This window comes from Hyphobacterium sp. (assembly GCF_965217055.1).
GTDB lineage: Bacteria > Pseudomonadota > Alphaproteobacteria > Caulobacterales > Maricaulaceae > Hyphobacterium.
Map to the genome: position 1 here is coordinate 1,064,002 of NZ_OZ244227.1, position 11,963 is coordinate 1,075,964.

Sequence of the window (11,963 nt, forward strand, 5' to 3'; positions counted from 1 at the left end):
GCTGGTGACTAGTCGTCTGCCGCAGCTGAAATCGCCGCCATGACCTGATCATACATGACCCGACCGGCATAGCCGTCGACCGGATAACCATTATCCCGCTGGAAACCCATAAGCGCGCGGCGCGTATTGGGCCCGAACAGGCCATCGGGGGCACCCGGGTCAAAGCCGAGGTCGAGCAGGCCCTGCTGTAGGGCAAGTGTCTGCGAGCGGTTGATCGGCGGATCGTCGTCCGGCCACTCGCCGCGGATCGCGAATTCGCCGGAAAACCGCCGCGACAGGAGCCAGACACCAATTCCGTATGATGTCGAGTTGTTGTAACGCATGAGGGCGCGGAAATTCGGGAAGGTCAGAAAAGCCGGACCGCGGCGGCCAGCCGGCAGGACGAGACGGGATGCCTGCATCAGCGTGTCTGCCTGCCAGTCGGCGCCATCGGCGCGTCGAATGCCGCGCATCGACCATTCCGCCGTCATGCGTGCGCCGTTCGGATCCCAGCTTGTGAGGTCGAATGTCTCAGGCAACACAATCTCGATGACGATGGGCGCATTCCGTGACCACCCCGCCTGGCTCAGCAAATTCGCCGAGGATGCAAGCGCGTCGCCGACATTGTTCCAGATGTCGATGCGGCCATCGCCGTCGAAATCGGCGCCGCGCGCCAGATAGGTCTCAGGAATGAACTGGGTCTGGCCCATGGCACCGGCCCAGGAGCCCCGCAACTCGTCACGATTGGCATATCCATTGTCGATCATCCGCGCGACGGCCAGCAGCTGGGCTTCGGCCCAGCGCCGACGGCGGCCTTCCCAGGCCAGCGTGGCCAGCGAGCGCACAATGTCGCGGTCTCCCTGGATCGCGCCATAGGAACTTTCCAGGCCCCAGATCGCAACGAGGATCTCGTAATCGACGCCGAAACGCTCCTCGATAGCTGCCAGCATGCCATTGTGGGTGCTGATCTGCTCGGCGCCGTTGCGGACGCGCAGATCGGACGCCGCAATGTCGAGATACTGCCAGAGCGGGCGGACGAATTCCGGCTGGTCACGATCGCGCTCGACCACGGTCAGATCGGGTTCGAGGCCGTCCAGCATGGCCGCGACGGTTTCCGGGCTCGCGCCGCTGTCGACAAGCCGGGGCCGGAAATCGGCCAGCCAGTCCGCGAAACCGTCGTCCTGCGCTTCAGCCATTACAGGCCAGAGCGCGCAAATCAGTACAATAATGAAGCGTGTCATCCCTTGTCCGTCAGCTCGACCGGAAACAGCCCGGCGATTTCGATGATAAGCTTTCTGCGCAGAGCTTCCACGAAATCTTGGTGTGCCTGGCTCGGCATGACAAAGGATCGTGGCCCAACGATGACATGCTCTTCGAAATAGCGGCTGACATCAATGTTCACCGGCGGCCGGAAGGGATGCTGGCGGTCGCTCTGCATGGAGATTCCGTTGACGGTGACCCCGGATGCAGCGGCCGCATCTCGCGCCTCGGGCAGGCTGGGCCCGGCGTTCTGCGGGCCGTCACCGGACAGGTCGATGATCCGGCGCACGCCGTGATAGGGATTTGAATCGATGAGCGAGACGGCATTGCCGATCGCCGCACCGATCGCGGTCCGGCGACCCGACACGAAGTCGGCCTGCGAGAGCAGCGCCGCAAAGGCAAGCGCGTCTGCCTCGGTCTCGATGATCGTCCACGGCGCCACGACACGCTGGAAATCGGCATCGGCCCATTCGAGATACAAGACCGCGATGCGGCCGTGTGCGCCCGCCCGGATGGACGACACGATGTCGGGATCGGCGAGCGCCTCGACATGACCGCGGCGCTGTTGCAGAGCTTCCATTTCGTCAATCGAGGCCGATACATCGACGGCAAAGACCAGTTCGAGATCGACGATCAGCCGGCCATCATCGGTGAACTGGCGCTCGCGGCTGTTCAGCGGCGAGTCGGCGAAATCCGCGGGGTCAGCAAAACCCTGTGCCAGCGCCGGCGCAAAGAATGCCAGGAACGCTGCTGCGAGAGCTGCCCATCGGATCACGGCGCAGCCTGGGCGAGTTCGATAGCGGCAGGCGCAGCACCGGCAATTTCGAGCGTCATCTTGCGCAGAATGGCGGTCCGGAATTCATCCTCGGTGCGGGCGGGCAGGACGAAAGCCCCCGGACCGGTGACAACATGATCGTTGAAGTAGACGTCGAGATTGACCTCGACCGGACGCACCCAGCGGCCCGGGCGGTCAGTGATCACCGGCAGACCGTTGATGATGATCCGGGCCTCGTCCGCCATGGCGCGGGCCTCGCCGAGATCCATGCCCTGGTTTTGCGGCCCGTCTCCCGAGATGTCGATCAGGCGGCGATAGCCCTCATACTGGTTGGTCTCGATACGCCGGACCGAATCGGCAATCGCCGCGCCGATGGCGGTATAATGGCCGCGCTCGAGCGGCGCGGCGGCGACCATCGCGGCAAATTCCAGCGCGTCGGCTTCCGAGGCGACGACGGTCCAGTCCGCGGCGGCGCGCTGGAAGCGTGCATCGGCCCATTCGACATAGGTCACCGCGATGCGGCCGAGCGGTCCGCCCTCGATTGCCGAGATGACATCGGGGTGGGCGAGCGCGGCAACATAGCCCTCGCGCTGTCGGCGGGCCTCGTCCTCGTCGACGGAATAAGAGATATCGACGGCAAGAACGAGCTCGAGATCGACCTCGATCAACTCCTGGCCAGCGGCCTGAGAAGCGGTCAGGCCGCCAAGCAGAACAGACAGTATCCGGTGCATGGCGCGGGAAGCTAGGCAAGCTTGCGGGCAAGGGCAACTAACGGTGTCGTAAGGAGGTGATTTTTGCGCCGCACACCAGTTGACATCCCCCCATCGCCCCCGTAGATACCGCGCCTCCCCGGCGAAGTGCCGGAATAATTGTTGAAACACAGGGCCGGTCCGATGAAAGTTCGCAGCTCTCTCAAATCGCTGAAAAACCGCCACGCTGCCTGCCAGGTGGTGCGTCGCCGTGGCCGCGTCTTTGTGATCAACAAGAAAGACCCGCGTTTCAAGGCGCGCGCCGGTTAGGCTCGCTGCGACATGGAATGCGCTAGCGCCCCGGCCCTGCCGGGGCGTTTTTGATTCCGACGCCATTACCGACACCCGCGTTAAACTTCGGTCACGCCTGCGTGGCTGCGCTGGACGCCGCTTCAAAGCAGCGTATCTTCGCGCCCCATGAAACTGTTTCTGATCATCCTCGCCCTGCAGATCGCCGTGCCCAGCACCGGGCCGGAATTCCAGACCCCCGAGGAAAGGCTGCAGGTGCGCCTCGACGCACTGCAGACGGCGACGCCCGACGCCGCCGAACCGCTGGTCGACGAAATCCTGGCCTTGTGGGCGACATCCGGCAGTCACACCACAGACCTGTTGATGGATCGCGGCGAAACCGCGATGGCTGCCGACAATCCCGATATCGCGGCGCGCATGTTCAACCATGTCACCCAGCTTCAGCCGGATTATGCCGAGGGCTGGCTGCGCTCGGCGCAGGTGGCTTTCGCCCAGCAGGACTGGAGCTACGCTCTGGAAGCTCTCAACCAGGCGCTGGAGCTCGAACCGCGACGCTTCGATGCCTATTATCTGCTGGGCTCGACGCTGGAACGGGCCGAACAGCCGCAAGCGGCACTTGAAGCCTATCAGGAAGCGCTGGCGATATATCCTGCATACGAGCTGGCAGGGCGTGCCGCGGCGCGGATCCGCGCACAGCTTGCCGGGCGTTCGCTTTGACGGCGGCGCGCGCACTGGCCCTGGCCGCCCTTGGTTTACTGACCATTGCCGCAACGGAAGCCGACGACATGCCACCAGGCGGAAATTTCATCGAGATCGACGGCGCCGACATCCGTTATGTGATCGAGGGCACGGGACCGGATGTCGTCCTGCTGCACGGTGCCTCATCGAATGCCGAGGACATGCGGCTGGCGCTGGGCGGCCATCTCGACGGCTATCGGGCGGTGTATGTCGACCGGCCCGGTCTTGGCTGGAGCGAACGGCCGGACGGCGCCTGGACGCCGGAACGCGAAGCTGCCCTGCTGGCTGAGCTGATGCGGGCGCTCGACCTCGCCGAGCCGGTGGTCGTCGGTCATTCCTGGGGCGGCGCCATCTCCATGCGGCTGGCGATCGATCATCCGGATGCGCTATCCGGCCTCGTGCTGATCGGTGCGCCGCTCTATTCCGGCGTCGGTGATGCGGCCTGGTACAATCGGGCTTCGCGCTGGTTCGCGATCGGTCCGCTGATCACGCGGGTCATCATTCCGCTGGTCGGCCCGTCGCGGATCGACAGCGGGCTCGCGGAAACCTTCCACCCGGCTCCGGTGCCTGCGGGCTATGCCGAGGCGGTGCGTGTGAACCGTGTCTTCGATACAGAGGTCTTCAAGGCGAATGCCGAGGACATGGCCCAGGTCAATGATCATCTTGCCCGCCAAGAACCGCATTACGACAGTGTCGAAGTGCCGGTCATCATGCTCGGCGGACGCGGTGACCAGGTGGTCTTCACCGACCGCCATGCCGTGCCTGCAGCAGGCGTGCTGCCCGAAGCGCGAACCGTCATCCGTGACGATTGGGGGCACATGTTGCATCACCAGGCGCCACAGGCGGTACGCGAGGCCATCCATGCGCTGCGCCCGGCTGGGGACAACTGAGTTTCGCGCCGCCGCAACGCCTTGAGCAGGCGCCCATGAGCCACTAGTTTCGCGGCCGTCTTTCACCTCCAGCCGGAGCCTGCCATCATGGATGATGTGTCCGCCGTCACCGACAATTCCCAGTCCATGGGCAATGCCGCCCGCGAACAGCTGAAAGCCTTCGTGGCCCGCATCGAACGGCTGGAAGAGGACAAGAAGCAGGTGATGGACGACATGAAGGAAGTCTACGCCGAGGCCAAGTCGATGGGCTACGACACCAAGATCCTCCGCCGCGTCGTGGCGCTGCGCAAGATCGACCGCAATGAGCGGCAGGAAACCGAAGCATTGCTCGAGCTCTATCTCGGCGCGGTCGAGGGGTAGGGCCGGATTGCCGCGCGAGGTCGACCCCAAAAAGACCCGCAAGGCGCTGCGCCGCCTGCAACGCGCACGCAAGAAAATCGAAGATGGCGAGAAAGCCGATACGCTGTCGGACTGGGAGGACGAATTTCTGGGCTCGGTCGCGGACCGGCTGGAGACCTATGGCTCGGCGTTCAACGATCCCGACAAGGGCAAGCTCGACGACGCGCTGTCCGGCCTGCAGACCGCGAAGCTGCGCGAGATCGAGAAGAAAGCCGCCGGCAAGGCGCGTAAGCCGATGTCGCGTGGAAAGGGGTTCAAGTCCTCATTCCGGAAATCCGGTGCCGGGCCGCGCGTGCGGGATATCAATGAGGACGTGGAAACGGAACCATCGGAGCGGCCGGAACCCGCTGCCGATGGCAAGCCGAAGCTGCGCGTGATCCGGGGCGGCGGCGATGATGACACCTGACCAACGCGCCGTCTGGGACCGGTTCTGTGCCGAGACCGGGCATCGCGGCGAGCCCTTCGAAGTCGATCAGTTCGGCGACGATCCCGCCATGGCCAACGAGCTGGCGGGGCTGATCCTTGCCGGCCGGAAACAGGCGACCTGCGCGCTCGCCCGCTGGTATGAATTGCCGGGCCGGCGCTATCCGCGCACCGGTGATCTGTCGCTTGTGCTGGACGGAGGCGGTACGGCGCGCTGCGTGGTGCGCACGGCATCGGTCGAAATCAAGCCCGTGCGCGAGGCCGATGCGCAATTCGCCTGGGATGAGGGCGAGGGCGATCGCTCGTTCGAGTACTGGTGGCGGGAACATCTCGCCTATTGGCACCGCGAGGCCGCAGCGCATGGGTTCACGTTCACGATCGAGATGAATGCCTGTTTTGAACGATTCAAGCTGGTCTGGGTGGCGGATTAATCAACGCGCGCCCGGAAAATCGTCCCCGAAGGAAACAGATCAGCCCCCGGACGGCTTGCGTGGACAAGACCATCCGAGGGCTGCTGGGAGAAAGCCAGGGACGTGGGTGTCAGGCCGAGCGGGCCTGGTCCACGTCGAGATCGTATTCGCGCACCTTGCGATAGAGCGTCGAGCGGCCGAGGCCGAGCCGGCGGGCGACTTCCGCCATGCGCCCGGCATAGGTCTCGATGGCGAACTCGATGAGGTCGCGCTCGATGGATTCCAGCGGCCGCAAATGCCCGCCCTCGTCGAGGATCGGCACCGGAACGGTCTCCCCCGAAACCGCGTCGGTCAGAAACCCGCTCTCCTCCGGAAGCGGCGGTGGCGGCAGATCCGCCGGATCGGCCACCAGGCCGGAAATCTGCGGGAAGTCCTCACGCCGCAGATACTCCCCCTCGCACAGGACCACAGCCCGGAAGACGGCATTCTCGAGCTGGCGCACATTGCCGGGCCAATCGAAGGCGCACAGCATCGCCATCGTGTCCGGCGCGGCGTCGAGAACCGAGCGGTTTTCCTGCGCATTGAAGCGCTTGATGAAATGACGCACGAGCGCCGAGATATCTTCCTTGCGGGATCGCAGCGACGGTACCTCGATCGGGAAGACATTGAGCCGGTAGAAGAGGTCCTCGCGGAAACGGCCGGCATCGACCTCCTTGGTCAGATCGCGATTGGTCGCGGAAATGATCCGGACATCGACCTTGACCGGGGCCTTCGATCCGACCGGATCGACCTCCCCTTCCTGCAGGGCGCGCAGCAGCTTGACCTGCATGTCGAGCGGCAGCTCGCCGATCTCGTCGAGGAACAGCGTACCGCCATCGGCCTCCTGGAACTTGCCCATATGCTTGCCGGTCGCGCCGGTGAACGAGCCCTTCTCGTGGCCGAACAGGGTGGATTCCACGAGATTTGGCGGGATCGCACCGCAGTTGACGGCAACGAAGGGCTTGTCGGCACGCTCTGACGCGGCGCGGATGGCGCCCGCGACCAGCTCCTTGCCGACGCCGCTTTCACCGGTGATCAGGATCGGGATCGAGGATCCCGCAGCGCGTTGGCCGAGGCGTACGACCTGGCGCATGGCCGGCGCACCGGCAATCATGTCGTCAAAGCCGAGCGAGCCATCGGTGCGCGCCTTCTTCAGCCGCTTCACCTCGCCCGTCAGCGTCTGCATCTTGAGAGCATTGCGCACGGAGACAGCGATGCGTTCCGGACTGGCCGGCTTGATGAAGAAATCCGAGGCCCCTGACCGCATGGCCGCGACCACGGTTTCGATCCCACCATGCGCCGTCAGCACGATGACCGGAACGTCTATCCCCTTGCGGTGAACCGCATCGAGCACATCCATGCCATCCATGCCGGGCATGACCAGATCCAGAAGGGCGACATCGATACCGCCCCGCACCAGCCGGTCTATCGCCGCCTCGCCGCAATCGGCCGAATCCGTCTCAAAGCCCTGTTTTTCGAGCACCGCCTGCAACAGGCGGCGTTGCGTCGGATCGTCATCGACGATCAGCACCGTCTTAGCCATCTCACCCAAGCCCTTTCGGCTACCCACATATTCAATCGCCGGGCCTTTTGGCCTCACCTGCCCCGGTGTATTCACCGGTGACGGGGGCAATCCATCCGGGTGCCGTTATGGGACATGGGTAGTAAAATTCACGTGTATGCGCCGGTGACACAGTATTAAGCATAACGGCCTGTTGACGCCCGACAGGGCTTGCCGAAGCTGTCGTGATGAGCACGCCGCCACCCCCTTTCGGATCCGCCTTTCCGCCCGGAGCCTTTTGGCCGTTCGCCGCGCATGATCTGATGAACCGGGTGCCACAAGCCGCCCGCGCAGGCCTGGGCGGCCTGGCGGTGTGGTTCTTCGTCTGGCCGTTCGTCATACTCCTATCCGGCGACATCGCTGGCCTTCTGACGCTTGCGGTCGGCGCGTTCAGTTCCGCCATCGGCCAGGACAACATCCCGCAGGACGCCTATCTGCGCTCGCTCTACATATTGCTGACAGTGACCGATCTCGCCTTTCTGTGGCTTTTTGCGAGCTGGCTTCAACGCCGCGGCCTGGCCGCGGCGGTATTGGACATTCGTCCGCACCGGTTCGGCCTCGAGACCGGTTATACCGGCCTCTTCCTGATGCTGACCGTGGTGATGGCCGTTGCTGCCACAGACCTGCTGACGACCTATACGCCGCTGCCCGACACCATCAACGAGCTGCCGCTTCCCGGCGCTGACCCATCGTCCATCTGGTACATGATACCGGCCATCGTGCTGATCGGCCCCTATATCGAGGAAGTGGTTTTCCGGGGCTGGCTGTTGCCGGCGCTGGCGAAACGGATGGGCGGCTGGATGCTGCCGATCCTCATTTCGTCCCTGATGTTCGGCGGCCTTCATATATTCGTCGGCGCGCCGGTCATGGTCTACACAACCGTGCTGGGGGTTTGTGCTGGGCTGGCAAGACGGGTGACCGGCCGTTTGTGGGCGCCGGTCCTGATCCATGCCGCGAACAATCTGATCGCGACCCTTGGAATGTGACGCGAACGTCAACGGTCCGGCTAATTGACGCACTGCACAATCGGGGCTAGCCGATAGGCATGAGCAAAGCGACGCAAGCCCTGCGAGAGATTCCGCCGCCGCTGAAATCATTTGGTGGCCAAAAGCCGCCCTACCCGGCCTGGCTGGAGCGTCTGCTCGCCGTCCCCAGCGAAGCCGGTTCGATCGAGGTCGAAGGCGCAGACATTGCCTGGAAGGCCTGGGGCGAGCGCGGCAAGCCCGGCGTCATGCTGGTGCATGGCGGCGTCGCCCACAAGCAATGGTGGGACGCGCTGGCCCCCGCCTTCATCGAGAACCGGCGCGTCACCGCAATCGATCTGTCCGGTATGGGCGATAGCGGGCATCGTGATGTCTACCGGATGCCGCTCTACGCACAGGAAGTGCGTGCGGTCGCCGAGGCAGCCGGGCTGTTCGATAACGGCAAGCCCTTCCTTGTCGGCCATTCCTTTGGCGGCTTTGTCGCCATGGTGGCAGCAATGGAGTTCGGCGAGGCGCTGGCCGGAGCGATCATTCTCGATTCACCGGTTCGGCCTCCGGAAGAACAGCGCTCATCGTCGCCGCCGCAACGGGGCGGCAAGGTCTATGCGGACATGGAAACGCCGATAGCGCGGTTCCGGCTATTGCCGCCGCAGCCGTGCGACGAAGTCGCTGTGGTCGATCATATTGCCCGCAATTCGCTGAAACCGGTCGAGGGCGGCTTTTCCTGGAAATTCGACGTCAATCTGTGGGGGAAGCTGGAATACCAGCGGCGCGACCCGGAAACATTGCGCGATACGGCAAAGTGCCCGCTCGCCTTTTTCCGCGGTGCCGACACCACCCTGGTGACCGACGAGATCTGGTCCTTCATGGCCGAAACCTTCGGGCCGTCGACGCCAATGATCTCGATTCCCGAAGCCCAGCACCACCTGATCCTCGACCAGCCGCTGGCCGTTGCCTCCGCGCTGGAAACGCTGATGCAGTCAGGCTGGGGCCAGCGGTGAGTCGCCGCATCCAATGAGACTTGGCGGACGCGTGGACGCATGATAATCCGCTGACAAATCCGGTTGAGACCTTCAGGGGGTAAAAATGGCTGATTACGAACGCGGCACGATGGATGTTTCAGAGCAAAGCCGCACGTTTTCCAGCTTCATGGGGCTGTCGGTGTGGTTCGGCGGCCTGACCGTGCTTTCGGTGCTGTTTCTTGCGCTCACCTTTGCCGCCCATATTGGCTGGATGGTGTCGCTGATCGTCACGACGATCGTCGGGATCGCAATGGGAATGGCGCTCAAATTGAAGGCCAATTGGTATGCCACGGTAATCGGATTCGCCGCGATCTGCTTCCTTAGCGCCATCGTCGCCGGACTGGTCGGCAGCCTGCTCTAAGTCGCGCGCGCGATTGCCTCTTTTATTTCGTTCGGGAATCCGACAAGGTGCTCACATCATCTGTGAGCGGGTCATCCTGAACGCATGAAAATTGCCATACTTAAAGAACGCCGTGACGGGGAAACCCGGGTTGCGGCTACGCCCGATACCGTCAAGAAACTGATTGGCGCGGGTCATGAAATCCGCATTGAAAAGGGCGCCGGGGCGAACGCCAGTCTACCCGATCCGCTGTTCGAGGCGGCGGGTGCCAAACTGGGCACGCTGGCCGCGACGCTGAAAGGCGCAGACGCGGTCTTTGCGGTGCGTACGCCTGACGATGCCACGCTAGAAAAGCTGCCCAAGGGCTGTCTGCTGGTCGGGCTGCTCGCGCCTCACGGCAACAAGGACCGCGCCAAGGCCCTCGCCGCTGCGGGCATAAATGCGCTGGCGATGGAATTCACGCCGCGGATCACCCGGGCGCAGGCCATGGATGCGCTGTCGTCACAATCAAACCTCGCCGGGTACCGCGCAGTGATCGAGGCGTCGCAGATCTACCGCCGGGCCTTCCCGATGATGATGACGGCTGCCGGCACTGTGGCCGCGGCCAAGGCCTTTGTCATGGGCGCCGGTGTCGCCGGTCTGCAAGCCATCGCCACGGCAAGGCGGCTGGGCGCGGTCGTGTCGGCCACTGATGTCCGTCCGGCGTCGAAGGAACAGGTCGCCTCTCTGGGTGCGAAATTCATCGCCGTCGAGGACGAGGAATTCAAGGCGGCGGAAACCGCCGGCGGCTATGCCAAGGAAATGTCCAAAGACTACCAGGCCAAGCAGGCCGAACTTGTTGCCAGTCACATCGCCAAGCAGGACATCGTGGTGACCACTGCGCTGATCCCGGGGCGGCCGGCGCCTAAACTGATCACCAAGGCGATGGTCGAATCGATGAAGCCGGGATCGGTGATCATCGATATCGCTGCGGCGATGGGCGGAAATTGCGAGCTCACGAAACCGGATGAGATCGTTGAACACGATGGCGTGTCGATCGCCGGCTTTACAAACCTGCCCGGCCGGCTCGCGGCGGATGCCTCATCGCTCTACGGCCGGAACCTGGTCAATCTGACGCCGCTCCTGGTCGACGATGACGGTGGACTCGCGCCGCACTGGGACGACGAGATCATTACCGGCATGGCGCTGACGCGCGACGGGAAAGTCGTGCACGAGACATTGAAATAGGAAGGGCCCGAAATGGACGCAGTTGATCCGATTACCCTCCGCCTTGCCATCTTCGTGATGGCAATCTTCGTCGGTTATTACGTGGTCTGGTCGGTAACCCCGGCGCTGCACACGCCGCTAATGGCGGTGACCAATGCGATCTCCTCGGTGATCATTGTCGGCGCGCTGCTCGCTGCGGCCGCGCCGGCCCTTGTCGGCGGAGATGCCATGGGCTCCGGCTTTGCCAAGGGGGCGGGCGGGCTCGCCGTGATCCTCGCCAGCGTCAACATTTTCGGCGGCTTTCTTGTCACCCAGCGCATGCTGGCCATGTACAAGAAGAAGGAAAAACCGGCCGGCGGAGACAAGTCATGATCCGGCTGGCCTTGCTGGCGGGTCTTGTGCTCGCCATCGGACCCGGCAGCCTCGGCAGCGCCAACGCACAATCCAGCGTCCGCGTGCCGCAGCAGATCCAGAGGGTTCCGGTTCAGGGCTTGCAACGCCAACCAGAGCAAGATACCGCCGAAGACGAAGAAGAGGCGCCCTTCATCTCGCAGCGCATGATGGAATTGGCGCGCGAGGCGGAACAGACGCGCAACCGGCGAAACCGCCCATCGCATTACCGTGTCGAATGCGGGGAAGTCAGCGAAGTCCGCGTCTCAAGCTGGGAACTGACGGTGTATTGCGCCGACGAAGATCCCTATGGCCAGCGGCATTATATCCTCTGGCTCAATCTGGACGGCTTTTACGGGATTGATGAAGCGGCCGAGGCACCGTACCGGCGCTGGCTGGCCGGCGCACTGCTCGACGCCATTCATCGCGCAAGGGCGGATCCCGGCATCGATCTCATCCTCTCGATCAGCCCGATCGAAACCCGTCCCGGGCACGCGATCCGTGACCTGTCCGGCTTTCATCTGAATTACTCGGAATAAGAAGAGACACC

The 11,963-nt window shown here is 63.7% G+C and carries 16 protein-coding genes; 12 read left to right on the forward strand and 4 right to left on the reverse strand.

The annotated features are described in order from the left end of the window. Positions 1-8: 8 nt before the first annotated feature. Genes ACOOFN_RS05340 through ACOOFN_RS05350 form a run of 3 tightly spaced genes read right to left on the reverse strand, consistent with a single transcriptional unit; the run spans position 9 to position 2,745 of the window. Positions 9-1,220: a lytic murein transglycosylase gene (locus tag ACOOFN_RS05340; protein ID WP_420434422.1), complete on the reverse strand. Its 1,212-nt coding sequence runs from the start codon at positions 1,218-1,220 to the stop codon at positions 9-11. Further along, entirely contained in the window at positions 1,217-2,014 is a 798-nt protein-coding gene (locus ACOOFN_RS05345; protein ID WP_420434424.1) for a DUF1194 domain-containing protein, read from the reverse strand. Before ACOOFN_RS05345 ends, ACOOFN_RS05340 begins: the two co-directional genes overlap by 4 nt. Then, positions 2,011-2,745 carry a DUF1194 domain-containing protein gene (locus ACOOFN_RS05350; RefSeq protein WP_420434426.1) on the reverse strand — a complete coding sequence of 245 codons (735 nt, stop codon included), beginning with the start codon at positions 2,743-2,745 and terminating at the stop codon, positions 2,011-2,013. Before ACOOFN_RS05350 ends, ACOOFN_RS05345 begins: the two co-directional genes overlap by 4 nt. Before the next feature lie 162 nt (positions 2,746-2,907). Between ACOOFN_RS05350 and ykgO the strand changes: the two genes are divergently transcribed. The 6 genes from ykgO to ACOOFN_RS05380 all read left to right on the forward strand — a co-directional run bounded on the left by ykgO (position 2,908) and on the right by ACOOFN_RS05380 (position 5,893). Continuing rightward, positions 2,908-3,033, forward strand: coding sequence for a type B 50S ribosomal protein L36 (ykgO, locus tag ACOOFN_RS05355; protein ID WP_109259360.1), 126 nt, complete (start codon positions 2,908-2,910; stop codon positions 3,031-3,033). 147 nt (positions 3,034-3,180) lie between these two features. Beyond that, positions 3,181-3,729, forward strand: coding sequence for a tetratricopeptide repeat protein (locus tag ACOOFN_RS05360; RefSeq protein ID WP_420434429.1), 549 nt, complete (start codon positions 3,181-3,183; stop codon positions 3,727-3,729). Then, the gene (locus tag ACOOFN_RS05365; protein ID WP_420434431.1) at positions 3,726-4,640 is read left to right on the forward strand and encodes an alpha/beta fold hydrolase; all 915 of its coding nucleotides are present in this window, start codon (positions 3,726-3,728) and stop codon (positions 4,638-4,640) included. The genes ACOOFN_RS05360 and ACOOFN_RS05365 overlap by 4 nt, the downstream gene beginning before the upstream one ends. Positions 4,641-4,727: 87 nt before the next feature. Next, a complete protein-coding gene (locus tag ACOOFN_RS05370; RefSeq protein WP_420434433.1) occupies positions 4,728-5,000 on the forward strand; it encodes a DUF2312 domain-containing protein in 273 nt (90 codons plus the stop codon). A gap of 7 nt (positions 5,001-5,007) precedes the next feature. Then, the gene (locus ACOOFN_RS05375) at positions 5,008-5,445 is read left to right on the forward strand and encodes a hypothetical protein (RefSeq protein WP_420434435.1); all 438 of its coding nucleotides are present in this window, start codon (positions 5,008-5,010) and stop codon (positions 5,443-5,445) included. Further along, complete coding sequence (locus ACOOFN_RS05380; protein ID WP_420434437.1) at positions 5,432-5,893, forward strand: ASCH domain-containing protein; 462 nt, start codon at positions 5,432-5,434, stop codon at positions 5,891-5,893. The genes ACOOFN_RS05375 and ACOOFN_RS05380 overlap by 14 nt, the downstream gene beginning before the upstream one ends. A 109-nt stretch (positions 5,894-6,002) precedes the next feature. On the opposite strand, the gene ACOOFN_RS05385 is transcribed toward ACOOFN_RS05380, so the two are convergent. Next, positions 6,003-7,454: a sigma-54-dependent transcriptional regulator gene (locus tag ACOOFN_RS05385; RefSeq protein ID WP_420434439.1), complete on the reverse strand. Its 1,452-nt coding sequence runs from the start codon at positions 7,452-7,454 to the stop codon at positions 6,003-6,005. 206 nt (positions 7,455-7,660) lie between these two features. Here ACOOFN_RS05385 and ACOOFN_RS05390 point away from each other — a divergent pair, with 206 nt between their 5' ends. From ACOOFN_RS05390 to ACOOFN_RS05415, 6 genes are all read left to right on the forward strand, one after another. Continuing rightward, positions 7,661-8,458: a CPBP family intramembrane glutamic endopeptidase gene (locus ACOOFN_RS05390; RefSeq protein WP_420434441.1), complete on the forward strand. Its 798-nt coding sequence runs from the start codon at positions 7,661-7,663 to the stop codon at positions 8,456-8,458. Between the two features lie 59 nt (positions 8,459-8,517). Next, positions 8,518-9,456: an alpha/beta fold hydrolase gene (locus ACOOFN_RS05395; RefSeq protein WP_420434443.1), complete on the forward strand. Its 939-nt coding sequence runs from the start codon at positions 8,518-8,520 to the stop codon at positions 9,454-9,456. An 85-nt stretch (positions 9,457-9,541) separates the two neighbouring features. After that, positions 9,542-9,838, forward strand: a complete 297-nt coding sequence (locus ACOOFN_RS05400; protein ID WP_420434445.1) for an aa3-type cytochrome c oxidase subunit IV — start codon at positions 9,542-9,544, stop codon at positions 9,836-9,838. An 84-nt stretch (positions 9,839-9,922) separates the two neighbouring features. Then, positions 9,923-11,044 (forward strand): Re/Si-specific NAD(P)(+) transhydrogenase subunit alpha, encoded by a 1,122-nt coding sequence (locus ACOOFN_RS05405; RefSeq protein WP_420434447.1) that lies wholly within the window; start codon positions 9,923-9,925, stop codon positions 11,042-11,044. Positions 11,045-11,056: 12 nt separating this feature from the next. Next, a complete protein-coding gene (locus ACOOFN_RS05410) occupies positions 11,057-11,395 on the forward strand; it encodes an NAD(P) transhydrogenase subunit alpha (protein WP_420434449.1) in 339 nt (112 codons plus the stop codon). After that, positions 11,392-11,952 (forward strand): hypothetical protein, encoded by a 561-nt coding sequence (locus ACOOFN_RS05415; protein ID WP_420434451.1) that lies wholly within the window; start codon positions 11,392-11,394, stop codon positions 11,950-11,952. The genes ACOOFN_RS05410 and ACOOFN_RS05415 overlap by 4 nt, the downstream gene beginning before the upstream one ends. Positions 11,953-11,963 lie beyond the last annotated feature (11 nt).

Excerpts from the sequence above, each read along its gene's own strand:
- ACOOFN_RS05340 (WP_420434422.1), bottom strand. The coding sequence starts at position 1,220 with ATGACACGCTTCATTATTGTACTGATTTGCGCGCTCTGGCCTGTAATG.
- ACOOFN_RS05350 (WP_420434426.1), bottom strand. The coding sequence starts at position 2,745 with ATGCACCGGATACTGTCTGTTCTGCTTGGCGGCCTGACCGCTTCTCAG.
- ykgO (WP_109259360.1), top strand. The coding sequence starts at position 2,908 with ATGAAAGTTCGCAGCTCTCTCAAATCGCTGAAAAACCGCCACGCTGCC.
- ACOOFN_RS05360 (WP_420434429.1), top strand. The coding sequence starts at position 3,181 with ATGAAACTGTTTCTGATCATCCTCGCCCTGCAGATCGCCGTGCCCAGC.
- ACOOFN_RS05370 (WP_420434433.1), top strand. The coding sequence starts at position 4,728 with ATGGATGATGTGTCCGCCGTCACCGACAATTCCCAGTCCATGGGCAAT.
- ACOOFN_RS05380 (WP_420434437.1), top strand. The coding sequence starts at position 5,432 with ATGATGACACCTGACCAACGCGCCGTCTGGGACCGGTTCTGTGCCGAG.
- ACOOFN_RS05385 (WP_420434439.1), bottom strand. The coding sequence starts at position 7,454 with ATGGCTAAGACGGTGCTGATCGTCGATGACGATCCGACGCAACGCCGC.
- ACOOFN_RS05390 (WP_420434441.1), top strand. The coding sequence starts at position 7,661 with ATGAGCACGCCGCCACCCCCTTTCGGATCCGCCTTTCCGCCCGGAGCC.
- ACOOFN_RS05395 (WP_420434443.1), top strand. The coding sequence starts at position 8,518 with ATGAGCAAAGCGACGCAAGCCCTGCGAGAGATTCCGCCGCCGCTGAAA.
- ACOOFN_RS05400 (WP_420434445.1), top strand. The coding sequence starts at position 9,542 with ATGGCTGATTACGAACGCGGCACGATGGATGTTTCAGAGCAAAGCCGC.
- ACOOFN_RS05405 (WP_420434447.1), top strand. The coding sequence starts at position 9,923 with ATGAAAATTGCCATACTTAAAGAACGCCGTGACGGGGAAACCCGGGTT.
- ACOOFN_RS05410 (WP_420434449.1), top strand. The coding sequence starts at position 11,057 with ATGGACGCAGTTGATCCGATTACCCTCCGCCTTGCCATCTTCGTGATG.
- ACOOFN_RS05415 (WP_420434451.1), top strand. The coding sequence starts at position 11,392 with ATGATCCGGCTGGCCTTGCTGGCGGGTCTTGTGCTCGCCATCGGACCC.